The sequence below is a fragment of the Pseudomonas sp. ADAK2 TE3594 genome, assembly GCF_053628675.1.
Genome location: NZ_JBRJGV010000001.1, coordinates 5753276 through 5768623 on the forward strand (window position 1 = coordinate 5753276; position 15348 = coordinate 5768623).

Genomic DNA, 15348 nt, shown 5'->3' on the forward strand with positions numbered 1-15348 from the left:
ATGACAAAATGACATCGGTTATCAAACACGGCTTTTGCGTCTTGAATACGAACATTAGACGCAAATTCACTGCGCATCCTGCGTGAAAGTAGCAAAACCGGCAAATAGAGATAGCGTGTTGCGTCACAAGTCGGAGAGAGCAGCACAATTCGCTGAGCCTGTTAAAATGCCGGCCCATTTCGCTAATGACTCCCTGATTTCGTATGTCCCGACTCAATCCCCGGCAGCAAGAAGCCGTGAGCTACGTCGGCGGCCCTCTTTTGGTGCTCGCCGGCGCAGGCTCCGGCAAGACCAGCGTGATCACCCGCAAAATTGCGCATTTGATCCAGAGCTGTGGCATCCGCGCCCAATACATTGTCGCCATGACCTTTACCAACAAGGCCGCGCGCGAGATGAAGGAGCGGGTCGGCACGCTGCTCAAGGGCGGTGAAGGCCGCGGCCTGACGGTCTGCACCTTCCACAACCTGGGCCTGAACATCATCCGCAAGGAACACGTGCGGCTGGGCTATAAACCGGGCTTCTCGATCTTCGACGAGACCGACGTCAAAGCCCTGATGACCGACATCATGCAGAAGGAATACTCGGGCGACGACGGTGTCGACGAGATCAAGAACATGATCGGCTCGTGGAAAAACGACCTGATCCTGCCGCCCGAAGCCCTGGAAAACGCACGCAATCCCAAGGAACAGACCGCCGCCATCGTCTACACCCACTACCAGCGCACGCTCAAGGCGTTCAACGCGGTGGACTTCGACGACCTGATCCTGCTGCCGGTAAAACTGTTCCAGGAACACGACGATATCCTGGAAAAATGGCAGAACAAGGTCCGCTACCTGCTGGTGGACGAATACCAGGACACCAACGCCAGCCAGTATTTGCTGGTGAAACTGCTGATCGGCAAGCGTAACCAATTCACCGTGGTGGGCGATGACGACCAGTCGATCTACGCCTGGCGCGGCGCCCGTCCAGAAAACCTGATGCTGCTCAAGGATGATTACCCATCCCTGAAAGTGGTGATGCTCGAGCAGAACTACCGCTCCACCAGCCGCATCCTGCGCTGCGCCAACGTGCTGATCTCGAACAACCCGCACGAGTTCGAAAAGCAGCTGTGGAGTGAGATGGGCCACGGCGACGAAATCCGCGTGATCCGTTGCCGCAACGAAGACGCCGAAGCCGAGCGCGTGGCCGTGGAACTGCTGACCCTGCACCTGCGCACGGATCGGCCATACAGCGATTTTGCGATCCTGTATCGCGGCAACTACCAGGCCAAGCTGATCGAGCTGAAGCTGCAGCACCACCAGATTCCGTATCGCCTGTCCGGCGGCAACAGTTTCTTCGGACGTCAGGAAGTGAAAGACCTGATGGCCTACTTCCGCCTGATCGTGAACCCGGACGACGACAACGCCTTCCTGCGGGTGATCAACGTCCCACGCCGGGAGATCGGTTCGACCACGCTGGAGAAGCTGGGCAACTACGCCACCGAGCGAAAAATCTCGATGTACGCCGCCACCGACGAAATCGGCTTGGGCGAGCATCTGGACACGCGCTTCACCGATCGCCTGTCGCGCTTCAAGCGTTTCATGGACAAGGTCCGCGAGCAGTGCGCCGGCGAAGACCCGATCTCCGCCCTGCGCAGCATGGTCATGGACATCGACTACGAGAACTGGCTGCGCACCAACAGCTCCAGTGACAAGGCCGCCGATTACCGCATGGGTAACGTCTGGTTCCTGATCGAGGCGCTGAAGAACACCCTGGAGAAAGACGAAGAAGGCGAGATGACCGTCGAAGACGCCATCGGCAAACTCGTCCTGCGCGACATGCTGGAGCGTCAGCAGGAAGAGGAAGACGGCGCCGAAGGTGTGCAGATGATGACCTTGCATGCCTCCAAGGGTCTGGAATTCCCCTACGTGTTCATCATGGGCATGGAAGAGGAAATTCTCCCGCACCGCTCCAGCATCGAAGCCGACACCATTGAAGAGGAACGTCGCCTGGCCTACGTCGGGATTACCCGAGCGCGTCAGACGTTGGCGTTCACCTTCGCCGCCAAGCGTAAGCAATACGGCGAGATCATCGACTGCGCGCCCAGCCGCTTCCTCGATGAGCTGCCGCCGGACGACCTGGCCTGGGAAGGCAATGACGACACCCCTGTTGAAGTCAAAGCCGTTCGCGGTAATACCGCATTGGCGGATATACGCGCGATGTTAAAGCGCTAGAATTGGCTACTTTTTAACCGCACACTTTTTACACGCCAGGCGCACATGGCGTCAGTAGAGGAAAGCTTCATGGAAGCACTGCACAAGAAAATTCGCGAAGAAGGCATCGTGCTTTCCGACCAGGTCCTGAAAGTCGACGCCTTTCTGAACCACCAGATCGACCCGGCCCTGATGAAGCTGATCGGCGACGAATTCGCCTCGCTGTTCAAGGATTCGGGCATCACCAAGATCGTCACCATTGAAGCCTCGGGCATTGCGCCGGCGATCATGACCGGTCTGAACCTTGGCGTACCGGTGATTTTTGCGCGCAAGCATCAGTCCCTGACCCTGACTGAGAACCTGCTGTCGGCGACCGTTTACTCGTTCACCAAGCAGACCGAAAGCACCGTGGCGATCTCCCCGCGCCACCTGACCAGCAGCGACCGCGTGCTGATCATCGACGACTTTTTGGCCAACGGTAAGGCGTCGCAAGCGCTGATCTCGATCATCAAACAGGCCGGCGCGACGGTTGCCGGCTTGGGTATTGTGATCGAGAAGTCGTTCCAGGGCGGCCGTGCGGAACTGGATGCGCAGGGTTATCGCGTTGAATCGTTGGCTCGGGTGCAGTCGCTGAAGGATGGCGTTGTAACCTTCATCGAATAAACCCGCTGCATCACCGAACCTGTGGGAGCGGGCTTGCCCGCGATGAGGTCATAACATTCAACATTGATGTTGGCTGTTCCACCGCCATCGCGGGCAAGCCCGCTCCCACAGGTTTTTGTGTTGGCTGTTACTGCGCGGTGGCCTTCAGGCCTGTCAGCAGTAACCGCTGAAACAAATCCTCTTTCAAACCCTCCGGTTTCGTCAGTTGCATCCGCTCCAGATGCACCGGAAACTCCGAAGGCGCTGGCGCATCCAGCGCAGCCTTGCCCAATTCCAGAATCTCCGTCAGTTTGAACTTGCTCTTCAACCAGTTCAGCGCCCGCAATAAGTCCCGCTCCTCAGCAGTGAAATCGCAGCCCAACGGATACTCCGGAAACAGATTCGAATGCCGAGCCTGAATGGCCTGCAACCGCTGTGGGCTGTTGTCGGCGAAACGCGGATCGAGGCGAAAATGCTTCGGCAATTTGCCAACGTTCTGCGCCTGCTCGATCAGCCCTGGCTGGAAACGTGAGTCGCTGATGTTGAGCAACGCCTCGATCACCGCCGCGTCGGTTTTGCCGCGCAAATCGGCGATGCCGTACTCGGTGACGACGATGTCCCGCAGATGCCGTGGGATCGTGCAATGGCCGTATTGCCAGACGATATTCGAACTGACTTCACCGCCCGACTCGCGCCAACTGCGCAGCAGCAGAATCGAACGCGCGCCTTCCAGCGCATGGCCCTGGACGACGAAGTTGTATTGCCCGCCGACACCGCTCAGCACCCGCCCGTCTTCGAGTTGATCGGCCACGCCGGCGCCGAGCAGAGTCATGGTGAAGACCGTGTTGATGAAGCGCGCATCGAGGCGCTGCAAGCGTTTGAGTTCTTCCTGACCGTAGAGCTCGTTGATGTAGCTGATGCGGGTCATGTTGAATTCGAGCCGCTTGCTTTGCGGCAACTCGCGCAAGCGCTCGTAGAAACTGCGCGGCCCGAGGAAAAACCCGCCATGCACCGAGATGCCGTCAGTCTGCGTAGCTTCGTCCAGTGTCCCGGCATTCGCCTGCTGCTGGGTTGGTACATCGGGGTAGACCTTACGCCGCACGATCCCGGCGTCGGCCAACACCAACAAGCCGTTGACGAACATTTCGCTGCAACCGTAAAGGCCCTTGGCGAACGGTTCGATACCTCCTTCACGCTCAATCAATTGCGCCCACTGGCTGAGATTCAGATCCGCCAGCAACGCCTTGTAACCGTCACTGTCAGCCTGCCGCGCCAGCAACGCTGCCGTCAGGGCATCGCCCATGGCGCCGATGCCAATCTGCAAGGTGCCGCCGTCGCGCACCAGCGTGCTGGCGTGCAGCCCGATGAAATGATCCTGGAAACCCACTGGCATATTCGGTGTAGAAAACAGCGTGGTGCTGTCCTTCGCGTCGATCAGCAGGTCGAAGGTGTCGATGCCGATTTCCGCATCGCCGGGCATGTACGGCAAATCGTTGTGCACCTGGCCCACCAGCAGGATCGTTTCCCCCGCCGCCCGGCGTTTGGCGATCATCGGAAGCAGGTCGAGGGTGATGTCCGGGTTGCAGCTCAGGCTCAGGCGATCGGGATGCTCGCTGTGGCTGGCGACCAGTTGTGCGACCAGGTTCAAGCCGGCGGCATTGATGTCCCGGGCGGCGTGGCTGTAATTGCTGCTGACGTAATCCTGCTGGGCCGGTGCGCAATCAAGCAGGCTGCCCGGCTGCATGAAAAACTGATTGATGTGAATGTTGGCCGGCAGGCTGTCGCGATGCAGGTCGGCGAGGAAATCCAGCTCCGGGTAGTCGCCGAACACCCGCTCGATGAAGGGTTCGAGGAAGCGCTTTTGCAAGCCATCGCCCAATGGCGGGCGTCCGAGGCACAGGGCGGTGTAAATCGTCAGCTGCCGCTCGGGCAGTTGCGCGATCCGTTGATACAGCGCATTGACGAAGTGATTGGGCTTGCCCAGCCCAAGCGGCAATCCCATGTGGATATGCGCCGGCAACCGCGCCAGAACGTCATCGACCGCCTGTTCGATAGAACACAACTGCACCATCTGATCCTCCCGCCCGTTCCATGAATTGGGGTTGGACCGAGCTTGCCGGGTCTTTGCTGCAAAGCATAGCCTCAGGGGTAAATCGCAGGCACAAAAAAGCCGCTCGTAAGCGGCTTTTCGCTGAAAATGAAGGCTTATTTCAGGCCAGACATCTTCTGGATGGCGCCCTTGAGCTCAGCATCGGCGCAATCGGCGCAGGTGCCTTTTGGCGGCATCGCATTGAGGCCGGAAATTGCTTTGGCGAGCAGGCCGTCAACACCACCTTCTTTCTTGGCGCGTTCGCCCCAGGCTGCAGCATCACCGATTTTCGGCGCGCCCAACAGGCCGGTACCGTGGCAAGCGTTGCAATGTTTCGCAATCACTTCGTCAGGGGTCTTGGCACCACCACCGCCACCAGCAGATGCTGCGACTTCCATCCCCTTGCACTCTTTGCCCTGCACACAAACCTGGCCGACTGGCTCAAGACGTTTAGCAATATCGTCGTTGGTCGCTGCTTGTGCGCTGACTGCCCAAAGGGCCAATACGGTTGCTGGTACGGCCAGCATTTTCATAATTAGATTCACGCGTTCACCCTCAATGGTGGCTAGTCACGCCCACGGCCACGGTTCGCAGGCGGGCGCAAGTATAGCGGTAAGCCCGTCACACTGAAACAACCCCAAAGTCGAAGGGGTCTTGTCGTGGGATGGGAATACAGCATGGGCGTCTCCACAATCCGGGCAGGACGCCTCTTCTCTTAGAAATTCGCTGGGGTAGCTGCGCTGATTAGTCGCGCCGGAGCATCGAACGGATTACGGAAACGGTGCGGCTTGGTACTTTCAAAGTAGTAGCTGTCGCCGGCTTCAAGCACAAATGTTTCGAGCCCGACCACCAGTTCCAGCCGCCCTTCCACCAGAATCCCGGTTTCCTCGCCCTCATGGGTGAGCATCTCGTCACCGGTATCGGCACCTGGCGGGTAGATTTCGTTGAGAAACGCGATAGCCCGGCTCGGATGAGCCCGGCCGACCAGTTTCATGGTCACTGCCCCATCGGAAATATCGATCAGCTCGTGGGCTTTGTAGACGATCTGAGTCGGTTTTTCCTGCAGGATTTCTTCGGAAAAGAACTCGACCATGGACATGGGAATCCCGCCCAACACCTTCCTCAGCGAACTGATCGAGGGGCTGACGCTGTTTTTCTCGATCATCGAAATGGTGCTGTTGGTTACACCCGCGCGTTTGGCGAGCTCACGCTGGGAAAGACCTTTGAGCTTACGGATCGATTGCAGTCGTTCACCGACGTCCAATGCTGGAGCCTCCAGGGATTCAGGTTGCAGGAATATTGAGCGTTATCATGGCGACAGCGTTCAGTATTTACAACACTTGGGCCTGAATCCAGTTTGGCGAAGCGACTTTCGGTCGGGAACGTTTTTCGTCAGGCCCCGGAATAGAGCAGCGGCACCCGACGCAGGTTGCAGAAAATCTGGTAAGGAATCGTGCCCGCGGCCGTCGCAACGTCACTGGCGAGGATATTTTTACCCCACAACTCGACGGGCGAACCAAGGCCGGCTTGCGGCACGTCGGTCAGGTCGACACAGAGCATGTCCATCGACACCCGCCCCAGTAACTGACTGCGCTGCCCGGCTACCAGCACCGGCGTGCCGCTCGGCGCCTGGCGCGGATAACCGTCGGCATACCCCATCGCCACCACGCCCACGCGCATTGGCTTAGGGGTGACGAATTTCGCGCCGTAACCAATTGGCTCGCCGGCCGGCAGTTCACGCACACAAATCACTTTCGATTCCAGGGTCATCACCGGTTGCAGGCGAGACGCCACGGCATTGGCCTCTTCGAACGGTGTCGCGCCATAGAGCATGATGCCCGGGCGCACCCAATCGCTCGGAATCTGTGGCCAACCGAGCACCGCCGGCGAATTACGCAGGCTGATTTCAGCCGACAACCCCTGACGCGCCGCCTCGAACACCGCAACCTGCTCGGCGCTGGTCTGGCAGTGCAGCTCATCGGCACGAGCGAAGTGACTCATCAGCACGATCTTCGCCACTTTGCCGCTGGCCAGCAGCCGTTGATAGGCCGCCTGGTAATCCGCCGGGTGCAGGCCAACCCGATGCATGCCCGAGTCAAGCTTGAGCCAGACCGTGATCGGTTTGCTCAGCGCGGCTTTTTCGATGGCTTCGAGCTGCCACAGCGAATGCACCACGCACCAGAAGTCATGCTCGACGATCAGCGACAGCTCATCGGCTTCGAAAAAGCCTTCCAGCAACAACACCGGCGCACGAATGCCGGCGGCGCGCAGCTCCAACGCTTCTTCGATGCATGCCACGGCAAACCCGTCCGCCTCGGCTTCCAGCGCCTGGGCGCAGCGTACCGCGCCATGACCATAGGCATCGGCCTTGATCACCGCGAGGGCCTTGGCCCCCGTGACTTCACGGGCGATCCGGTAGTTGTGGCGCAGGGCTTGAAGGTCGATCAGGGCACGGGCTGGACGCATGGCGGCAGACTTCTAGTCGGTCATTGAAAAAAAACCGGCGCTGGCTGACAGCGTGAACCGCCAACAGCACCGGGAGAGGGATCTTTCTGGCTTGGCTTTACGGTAGAGCGTTATGGCAGCGCGGCAACAACCGACAGCTCGACCAGGATTTGCGGTTCGCACAGCTTCGATTCGACCGTCGCGCGGGCCGGAGCGACGCCTTTTGGCAGCCACTGGTCCCACACCGAATTCATGCCTGCGAAGTGCGCATCGATGTCTTTCAGGTAAATCGTCACCGACAGCAGACGGTTCTTGTCGGTGCCGGCCAGATCCAGCAAACGCTCGATGTTGGCGAGGGTTTCACGGGTCTGCTGTTCAATCCCGGCGCTCATGTCATCGCCGACCTGCCCTGCCAGATAAACAGTGCTGTTGTGGACGACGATCTGGCTCATGCGTTCATTGGTGAGCTGGCGCTGGATTGACATGTTTTGCGGACTCCTTGAGTTTGTTGCCATAACGGGAAATATCGAGGCCTTCGGCGCTGATCTGCGGCGTTCTCTTCGCCATCAGGTCAGCCAGCAAACGACCGGAACCGCAGGCCATGGTCCAACCGAGCGTGCCGTGGCCGGTATTCAGGAACAGGTTTTTGAACGGTGTGGCACCGACAATCGGGGTGCCGTCCGGAGTGGTCGGACGCAGGCCGGTCCAGAAACTCGCCTGGGCCAGATCGCCGCCCTGAGGATAAAGGTCGTTGACGATCATCTCCAGGGTTTCGCGTCGACGCGGGTTCAACGACAGGTCAAAACCGGCGATTTCCGCCATGCCGCCGACGCGGATGCGGTTGTCGAAACGGGTGATCGCGACCTTATAGGTCTCGTCGAGAATGGTCGACGTCGGGGCCATCGCCGGGTTGATGATCGGCACGGTCAGCGAGTAACCCTTGAGCGGATACACCGGGGCCCGGATGCCTAACGGCTTGAGCAGTTGCGGCGAGTAGCTGCCGAGCGCCAGCACGTAGCGGTCGGCGGTTTCCAGCTTGCCGTCGATCCACACGCCGTTGATGCGATCACCGGCGAAGTCGAGGCGCTGGATGTCCTGGCCGAAACGGAATTCCACACCCAGTTTCGTGGCCATTTCGGCCAGGCGGGTGGTGAAGATCTGGCAGTCGCCGGTCTGGTCGTTCGGCAGGCGCAAGGCACCGGCGAGAATGTCGGTGACACTGGCCAGGGCCGGTTCGACCCGGGCAATGCCGGCGCGGTCGAGCAGTTCGAACGGCACGCCGGACTCTTTCAGCACGGCGATGTCTTTGGCGGCGCCATCGAGCTGCGCCTGGGTGCGGAACAGCTGGGTAGTACCGAGGCTGCGGCCTTCGTAGGCAATGCCGGTTTCGGCGCGCAATTCGTCGAGGCAGTCACGGCTGTACTCGGACAGGCGCACCATGCGTTCCTTGTTCACCGCGTAACGGCTGGCGGTGCAGTTGCGCAGCATTTGCGCCATCCACAGGTATTGGTCGATGTCGGCGGTGGCCTTGATCGCCAATGGCGCGTGACGCTGCAACAGCCACTTGATGGCTTTGAGCGGCACGCCCGGCGCGGCCCACGGCGAGGCATAACCCGGCGAAACCTGCCCGGCGTTGGCGAAACTGGTTTCCATGGCCGCCGCGGGCTGACGGTCAACCACCGTCACCTCAAAGCCGGCCCGTGCCAGATAATAGGCACTGGCGGTACCGATGACGCCGCTCCCCAAGACCAGAACGCGCATTTTCATATCCCTCATCGCGGCTTACCGCTGACGTTTATTGTGCAGACCGAAGATGTGGGCAGTTTAAAAAAGATTATCCAGTGCTTTTCACTATATAAGTGCCTATATTTGGCGACAATTCTCGGCAAAAACCCTTTTCACGGAGGCGCATCCCCTATGCGGACCAACACTCAGACCAAACGTGAGCTGGACAAGATCGACCGCAACATCCTGCGGATCCTGCAAGCGGACGGGCGCATTTCCTTCACCGAGCTCGGGGAAAAGGTCGGTCTCTCCACCACGCCCTGCACCGAACGGGTACGGCGACTGGAGCGCGAAGGGATCATCATGGGCTACAACGCCCGCCTGAATCCGCAGCACCTCAAGGGTAGCCTGCTGGTGTTCGTCGAGATCAGCCTCGACTACAAATCCGGCGATACTTTCGAAGAGTTCCGACGCGCGGTGCTGAAACTGCCCCACGTACTGGAATGCCATTTGGTATCAGGGGACTTCGATTATCTGGTGAAAGCACGGATTTCCGAGATGGCCTCGTACCGCAAACTGCTGGGCGACATCCTGCTCAAGTTGCCGCATGTGCGCGAATCCAAGAGCTATATCGTGATGGAAGAAGTGAAAGAGAGCTTGAACCTGCCGATTCCGGATTGAGGCTTTGTGGCGCCTGTTCAGGCCTCATCGCGGGCAAGCCCGCTCCCACAGGTATGGCGGTGAACCTGTGGGAGCGGGCTTGCCCGCGATGGAGTCGACTCGGACCTGTTGAAGTAACGCCGCTTCTTAAACCAGCACCTGCCGGGTAGAAGCCATATATTCATGAATCTGCTTCTCGACCCGCGGATGGATCAGCTCCACCGGCCGTCTCCCGTTGGGGCATGGCAACGTCTTGGTGGTACCGAACAGCCGACAGATCAGCGGTCGCTCGTCATACACCGTGCAGCCATTGGGGCCCAGATGGACGCAGTTGAGTTCATCCATCGCCGCATCCTGCTCGGCCCGGGTCTTGCGCGGCAGGCGGGACATTTCTTCGGGCGAAGTGGTCACCGGCCCACAGCAGTCATGGCAGCCGGGCACGCACTCGAAAGAGGGTATCTGCTGGCGCAGCGTGCGAATCTTCTGACTGTTGCAACTCATCGAAGCGGTGACCGAATGTGGAATAGACCGGGATTCTGACGCAAAAGCCCCGATCCAGACAGCGCCAACCGACCGGTGTTGCCCGCGTCCGAAGCGGCGGCTTATGCTCCGTCAACTTTTTCAAACACACGCATCAGGATGACGGATATGAACGCCCCCGTTCAGCAACCTGCCTCGAGCCATCAACACGCGGCCTCTTATTACGCCGCCAGCAGCCTGCCGCAGCCCGATTTGCCGGTGCTCACAGGTGATCTGGTTGCGGACGTGTGCGTGGTGGGCGGCGGATTCTCCGGGCTGAACACCGCGCTCGAACTGGCCGAACGGGGCTTCAGCGTGGTGCTGCTGGAAGCGCACAAAATCGGTTGGGGCGCCAGTGGACGCAATGGCGGGCAATTGATTCGCGGCGTCGGCCATGGTCTCGATCAATTCGCCAACGTGATCGGTGCAGACGGTGTGCGTCAGATGAAATTGATGGGCCTGGAAGCAGTGGAAATCGTCCGACAGCGGATCGAGCGTTTTCAGATCCCTTGCGACCTGACCTGGGGCTACTGCGACCTCGCCAACAAGGCTCAAGACCTGGAAGGCTTCGCCGAAGACGCCATCGAGCTACATAGCCTCGGTTACCGTTACGAAACCCGTCTGCTGCAAGCCAATGAAATGCACAGCGTGGTGGGTTCCGACCGCTATGTCGGCGGTTTGATCGACATGGGCTCCGGGCATCTGCACCCCTTGAACCTGGCACTCGGTGAAGCGGCCGCCGCCCGACAATTGGGCGTTGAGCTGTTCGAACGATCAGCGGTGACCCGCATCGATTACGGCCCCGAGGTCAAGGTCCACACCGCCCAGGGCACGGTTCGCGCGAAGACGCTGGTGCTGGGTTGCAACGCCTACCTCAACGATCTCAACCCGCAACTCGGCGGCAAGGTGCTGCCCGCCGGCAGTTACATCATCGCCACCGAACCCTTGAGTGAAGAACAGGCTCACGCTTTGTTACCGCAAAACATGGCGGTCTGCGATCAACGGGTGGCGCTGGATTACTACCGACTCTCGGCCGACCGACGCTTGCTGTTCGGCGGCGCCTGCCATTATTCAGGGCGCGACCCGAAAGACATCGCCGCGTACATGCGACCGAAGATGCTGGCGGTGTTCCCACAACTGGCCGGGGTGAAAATCGACTATCAATGGGGCGGGATGATTGGCATCGGTGCCAATCGCCTGCCGCAGATCGGTCGGCTCAAGGAGCAGCCGAATGTGTATTACGCCCAGGCCTATTCCGGTCATGGGGTGAACGCCACGCATCTGGCGGGCAAGTTGTTGGCTGAGGCTATCAGCGGCCAGCAGAGCGGAGGTTTCGACCTGTTTGCCAAGGTGCCGCATATCACCTTCCCGGGTGGCAAGCATTTGCGTTCGCCGTTGTTGGCGTTGGGGATGTTGTGGCATCGGATGAAGGAGTTGGTCTGATCGGTTAGCTGCATTCTTACGGGCCTCATCGCGGGCAAGCCCGCTCCCACAGGGATTAGAGGCGAACACAATTCTTGTGAACACCAGCAACCATTGTGGGAGCGGGCTTGCCCGCGATGAGGCCCGCAAGAACGCCCTGGAACTCAGATCCGCCAAAAAGGCTTGAGCCCCTCCTCCTGCGCCTCCTCCTGACTCAATCCGACATCCCTGAGCTGTTCCGGCGTCAATTCCAGCAACACCTTTCGCGTGTGCAGACGATGCCAGAACAGGCCCCAGCGACCCAGGCAGGACGGCGCGTTGCGCATCACCGCCTCGCGTGTGCCGTTTTTTTGCCCTGCCGCCAGTTCCTGACTGTGTAACGTCAGCCGCACATCGCTCAAGCCGTTCATTTTCGTCGCTCCTGTTTACTTGGGTAGCCAGAGCTTTCATGATGCGCGGACGGCGAAAAGCATTACAGATTCAACAAGGATGTATTAACTCCATACAGATTTTCCGTTTCAGCCTCTGAATCACATATTTTCGCCCCATCTGTACTGGTTAACCGAATCACTCACACCGAGACTGCGCCATGACCCTTTACGTCAACCTCGCCGAGTTGCTCGGCACGCGTATCGAACAGGGCTTCTATCGCCCCGGCGACCGGTTGCCCTCGGTGCGGGCACTGAGTGTCGAACACGGGGTCAGCCTGAGCACGGTGCAGCAGGCCTATCGAGTGCTGGAAGACGTTGGCCTGGCGATGCCCAAACCCAAGTCCGGCTACTTCGTGCCCGTCAGTCGCGAACTGCCGGAGCTGCCAGCGGTTGGCCGGCCGGCCCAGCGACCGGTGGATATTTCGCAGTGGGACCAGGTGCTGGAACTGATCCGCGCCGTACCGCGCAAGGACGTCGTGCAACTGGGTCGCGGCATGCCGGACATCACCACGCCGACCATGAAACCGCTGCTGCGCAGTCTGGCGCGAATCAGTCGTCGCCAGGACATGCCCGGTCTGTATTACGACAACATCTACGGCACCCTTGAATTGCGCGAACAGATCGCTCGCCTGATGCTCGATTCCGGCTGCCAGTTGAGCGCCAACGATCTAGTGATCACTACCGGTTGCCATGAAGCGCTGTCCACCAGCATCCGCGCCATTTGCGAGCCAGGAGACATCGTCGCCGTGGACTCGCCGAGCTTTCACGGCGCCATGCAGACGCTCAAAGGCCTGGGCATGAAAGCCCTGGAAATCCCCACCGATCCGCTCACCGGCATCAGCCTCGAAGCTTTGGAACTGGCATTGGAGCAATGGCCGATCAAAGCCATACAGTTGACCCCCAACTGCAACAACCCGCTGGGCTACATCATGCCGGAGGCGCGCAAACGTGCGTTGTTGACGCTCGCACAGCGTTTCGACGTGGCAATTATCGAGGACGATGTGTATGGCGAACTGGCCTACACCTACCCGCGCCCGCGCACGATCAAATCCTTCGACGAAGATGGCCGCGTCCTGCTCTGCAGTTCTTTTTCCAAGACTCTGGCGCCAGGCCTGCGCATTGGTTGGGTCGCACCGGGCCGTTATCTGGAACGGGTGCTGCACATGAAGTACATCAGCACGGGCTCCACCGCGCCGCAACCGCAGATTGCGATTGCCGAATTTCTCAAGGCCGGGCATTTCGAACCGCATTTGCGGCGGATGCGCACGCAATACCAGCGCAATCGCGACGCGATGATCGACTGGGTGACCCGCTATTTCCCCGCCGGTACCCGGGCCAGCCGTCCGCAAGGCAGCTTCATGCTGTGGGTCGAACTGCCGGAAGGCTTCGACACCCTGAAACTCAATCGCGCGCTGCATGATCAAGGCGTACAGATTGCTGTTGGCAGTATCTTTTCCGCCTCGGGCAAATACCGCAATTGCCTGCGGATGAACTACGCTGCCAAAACAACCCCGCAGATCGAAGAAGCAGTGCGCAAGGTCGGTGCAACAGCCATCAAACTGCTGGCGGAAACTGACTGACCTTTCTTCGGGATCCGGCGTCCATATAACTAACAACGGCCGCCACCGGAACATTCCCCGTGAGAATCAGACAGCCCCTGCTTGCTCTTCTGTTACTCGCCTCGTTCCTGGGTGGCTGCGCAACGCTCAATGCCCCTCGCGAACCCAGTCAGGCCCTGCCGGCGGCGGACTCGGCGTTCGGCCGTTCGATCCAGGCACAGGCAGCCCCCCATCAGGGCCAATCGGGCTTTCGCTTGCTCTCCGATAGCGCCGAGGCCTTCACCGCCCGCGCCGAGCTGATTCGCAACGCCCAAAGCAGCCTCGATCTGCAGTACTACATCGTCCATGACGGCATCAGCACACGAATACTGGTGAGCGAGCTGCTCAACGCCGCCGATCGCGGCGTGCGGGTGCGGATTCTACTCGACGACACCACCAGCGATGGTCTGGATCGGATCATCGCGACCCTCGCCGCGCATCCAAAGATTCAGATCCGCGTGTTCAATCCGCTGCACCTGGGCCGCAGCACCGTCGTTACGCGAACCATGGGCCGGTTCTTCAACCTGTCGCAGCAACACCGACGCATGCATAACAAACTGTGGGTGGCGGACAACAGCGCGGCGATCGTTGGCGGGCGCAACCTGGGGGACGAGTATTTCGATGCCGAGTCCAAAATGAATTTCACCGACATCGATATGCTTGGCTTCGGCCCGGTCGCCGAACAGCTGGGGCATAGCTTCGATCAATACTGGAACAGCGCCCTGAGCAAGCCGATCGAGCAGTTTCTCTCGACCAAGCCGACAGCCAGGGACCTGAAAAATACCCGGACCCGACTGGACGAGTCCCTGGAGGAAACGCGCAAACAGAATCACGCGCTCTATCAGCAGTTGATGACCTACACCACTCACCCGCGCCTGGACGTCTGGCGCCGTGAGCTGATCTGGGCCTGGAACAAGGCGTTGTGGGACGCACCGAGCAAGGTGCTGTCCGACGGCGAACCTGACCCGCACTTGCTGCTGACCACCCAGTTGGCGCCCGAGCTAAATGGGGTCAGCAAAGAGCTGATCATGGTCTCGGCCTACCTCGTACCCGGCCAACCGGGGCTGGTGTACCTGACCGGTCGCGCCGATGCCGGCGTATCGGTCAGTGTGCTGACCAACTCACTGGAAGCCACCGACGTACCGGCCACGCACGGTGGTTACGCGCCTTATCGCAAAGCCTTGCTGGAGCATGGGGTGCAATTGTTCGAATTGCGTCGCCAGCCCGGCGATATCGGTGATAGCGGCAGCGGACCGCGTCTGTTTCACAGCGGGGCCTACCGTAGTTCCGACTCCAGCCTGCACAGCAAGGCGATGATTTTCGACCAACAGAAAGCCTTCATCGGCTCGTTCAATTTCGACCCGCGCTCGGTGCTGTGGAACACCGAAGTCGGGGTACTGGTGGACAACCCGCAGCTCGCCGGACGAGTGCGTGAACTGGCACTGGAGGGTATGGCGCCGCCCCTCAGCTATCAGGCCCGGCTGGAAAAGGGTCAGATCGTCTGGGTCACCGAAGATGACGGCAAGCCGCACACATTGACCAAAGAACCGGGGGGTTGGTGGCGACACTTCAATTCATGGCTCAGCAGCATGGTCGGCCTGGAGCGGATGCTGTAGTCAGGAGGC

At 59.8% G+C, this 15348-nt stretch carries 14 protein-coding genes; 6 read left to right on the forward strand and 8 right to left on the reverse strand.

Annotation, left to right across the window (positions count from 1 at the left end; translation table 11 throughout):
- Window positions 1-203 precede the first annotated feature (203 nt).
- Together rep and AB7M22_RS25940 are read left to right on the forward strand one after the other, a co-directional pair.
- On the forward strand, window positions 204-2213 hold the full coding sequence (gene rep / locus AB7M22_RS25935) for a DNA helicase Rep (protein ID WP_007894754.1): 2010 nt from the start codon (window positions 204-206) through the stop codon (window positions 2211-2213).
- A 69-nt stretch (window positions 2214-2282) separates the two neighbouring features.
- Window positions 2283-2855, forward strand: a complete 573-nt coding sequence (locus AB7M22_RS25940; protein WP_018927509.1) for a xanthine phosphoribosyltransferase — start codon at window positions 2283-2285, stop codon at window positions 2853-2855.
- 127 nt (window positions 2856-2982) lie between these two features.
- Here the strand turns inward: AB7M22_RS25940 and AB7M22_RS25945 are convergent, their stop codons facing one another.
- The 6 genes from AB7M22_RS25945 to dadA all read right to left on the reverse strand — a co-directional run bounded on the left by AB7M22_RS25945 (window position 2983) and on the right by dadA (window position 9129).
- Entirely contained in the window at window positions 2983-4905 is a 1923-nt protein-coding gene (locus tag AB7M22_RS25945) for an acetyl-CoA hydrolase/transferase C-terminal domain-containing protein (RefSeq protein WP_454188186.1), read from the reverse strand.
- Between the two features lie 134 nt (window positions 4906-5039).
- Window positions 5040-5456 carry a c-type cytochrome gene (locus AB7M22_RS25950; RefSeq protein WP_033053381.1) on the reverse strand — a complete coding sequence of 139 codons (417 nt, stop codon included), beginning with the start codon at window positions 5454-5456 and terminating at the stop codon, window positions 5040-5042.
- Window positions 5457-5638: 182 nt separating this feature from the next.
- The gene (locus tag AB7M22_RS25955; protein ID WP_007894746.1) at window positions 5639-6187 is read right to left on the reverse strand and encodes a cupin domain-containing protein; all 549 of its coding nucleotides are present in this window, start codon (window positions 6185-6187) and stop codon (window positions 5639-5641) included.
- A 128-nt stretch (window positions 6188-6315) separates the two neighbouring features.
- Entirely contained in the window at window positions 6316-7389 is a 1074-nt protein-coding gene (gene alr, locus AB7M22_RS25960; protein WP_454188187.1) for an alanine racemase, read from the reverse strand.
- 110 nt (window positions 7390-7499) lie between these two features.
- Window positions 7500-7853, reverse strand: coding sequence for a RidA family protein (locus AB7M22_RS25965; protein ID WP_007894740.1), 354 nt, complete (start codon window positions 7851-7853; stop codon window positions 7500-7502).
- Window positions 7825-9129: a D-amino acid dehydrogenase gene (gene dadA, locus AB7M22_RS25970; protein WP_007894735.1), complete on the reverse strand. Its 1305-nt coding sequence runs from the start codon at window positions 9127-9129 to the stop codon at window positions 7825-7827. The genes AB7M22_RS25965 and dadA overlap by 29 nt, the downstream gene beginning before the upstream one ends.
- A gap of 156 nt (window positions 9130-9285) precedes the next feature.
- Between dadA and AB7M22_RS25975 the strand changes: the two genes are divergently transcribed.
- Entirely contained in the window at window positions 9286-9774 is a 489-nt protein-coding gene (locus AB7M22_RS25975) for an Lrp/AsnC ligand binding domain-containing protein (protein ID WP_003206849.1), read from the forward strand.
- Window positions 9775-9900: 126 nt separating this feature from the next.
- Here the strand turns inward: AB7M22_RS25975 and AB7M22_RS25980 are convergent, their stop codons facing one another.
- Complete coding sequence (locus AB7M22_RS25980; protein ID WP_007894729.1) at window positions 9901-10254, reverse strand: YkgJ family cysteine cluster protein; 354 nt, start codon at window positions 10252-10254, stop codon at window positions 9901-9903.
- Between the two features lie 147 nt (window positions 10255-10401).
- Here AB7M22_RS25980 and AB7M22_RS25985 point away from each other — a divergent pair, with 147 nt between their 5' ends.
- Entirely contained in the window at window positions 10402-11715 is a 1314-nt protein-coding gene (locus AB7M22_RS25985; RefSeq protein WP_454188188.1) for an NAD(P)/FAD-dependent oxidoreductase, read from the forward strand.
- 143 nt (window positions 11716-11858) lie between these two features.
- On the opposite strand, the gene AB7M22_RS25990 is transcribed toward AB7M22_RS25985, so the two are convergent.
- Window positions 11859-12104 carry a DUF1127 domain-containing protein gene (locus AB7M22_RS25990; RefSeq protein WP_454188189.1) on the reverse strand — a complete coding sequence of 82 codons (246 nt, stop codon included), beginning with the start codon at window positions 12102-12104 and terminating at the stop codon, window positions 11859-11861.
- Window positions 12105-12283: 179 nt separating this feature from the next.
- On the opposite strand from AB7M22_RS25990, the gene AB7M22_RS25995 reads away from it, so the two are divergent.
- The gene (locus AB7M22_RS25995) at window positions 12284-13705 is read left to right on the forward strand and encodes an aminotransferase-like domain-containing protein (RefSeq protein ID WP_454188190.1); all 1422 of its coding nucleotides are present in this window, start codon (window positions 12284-12286) and stop codon (window positions 13703-13705) included.
- A gap of 59 nt (window positions 13706-13764) precedes the next feature.
- On the forward strand, window positions 13765-15339 hold the full coding sequence (locus AB7M22_RS26000; protein WP_454188191.1) for a phospholipase D family protein: 1575 nt from the start codon (window positions 13765-13767) through the stop codon (window positions 15337-15339).
- Window positions 15340-15348 lie beyond the last annotated feature (9 nt).

Bases quoted from the DNA above. Each gene is read 5' to 3' on its own strand.
- rep (WP_007894754.1), top strand. From the start codon at position 204: ATGTCCCGACTCAATCCCCGGCAGCAAGAAGCCGTGAGCTACGTCGGC.
- AB7M22_RS25940 (WP_018927509.1), top strand. From the start codon at position 2,283: ATGGAAGCACTGCACAAGAAAATTCGCGAAGAAGGCATCGTGCTTTCC.
- AB7M22_RS25945 (WP_454188186.1), bottom strand. From the start codon at position 4,905: ATGGTGCAGTTGTGTTCTATCGAACAGGCGGTCGATGACGTTCTGGCG.
- AB7M22_RS25950 (WP_033053381.1), bottom strand. From the start codon at position 5,456: ATGAAAATGCTGGCCGTACCAGCAACCGTATTGGCCCTTTGGGCAGTC.
- alr (WP_454188187.1), bottom strand. From the start codon at position 7,389: ATGCGTCCAGCCCGTGCCCTGATCGACCTTCAAGCCCTGCGCCACAAC.
- AB7M22_RS25965 (WP_007894740.1), bottom strand. From the start codon at position 7,853: ATGTCAATCCAGCGCCAGCTCACCAATGAACGCATGAGCCAGATCGTC.
- dadA (WP_007894735.1), bottom strand. From the start codon at position 9,129: ATGCGCGTTCTGGTCTTGGGGAGCGGCGTCATCGGTACCGCCAGTGCC.
- AB7M22_RS25975 (WP_003206849.1), top strand. From the start codon at position 9,286: ATGCGGACCAACACTCAGACCAAACGTGAGCTGGACAAGATCGACCGC.
- AB7M22_RS25980 (WP_007894729.1), bottom strand. From the start codon at position 10,254: ATGAGTTGCAACAGTCAGAAGATTCGCACGCTGCGCCAGCAGATACCC.
- AB7M22_RS25985 (WP_454188188.1), top strand. From the start codon at position 10,402: ATGAACGCCCCCGTTCAGCAACCTGCCTCGAGCCATCAACACGCGGCC.
- AB7M22_RS25990 (WP_454188189.1), bottom strand. From the start codon at position 12,104: ATGAACGGCTTGAGCGATGTGCGGCTGACGTTACACAGTCAGGAACTG.
- AB7M22_RS25995 (WP_454188190.1), top strand. From the start codon at position 12,284: ATGACCCTTTACGTCAACCTCGCCGAGTTGCTCGGCACGCGTATCGAA.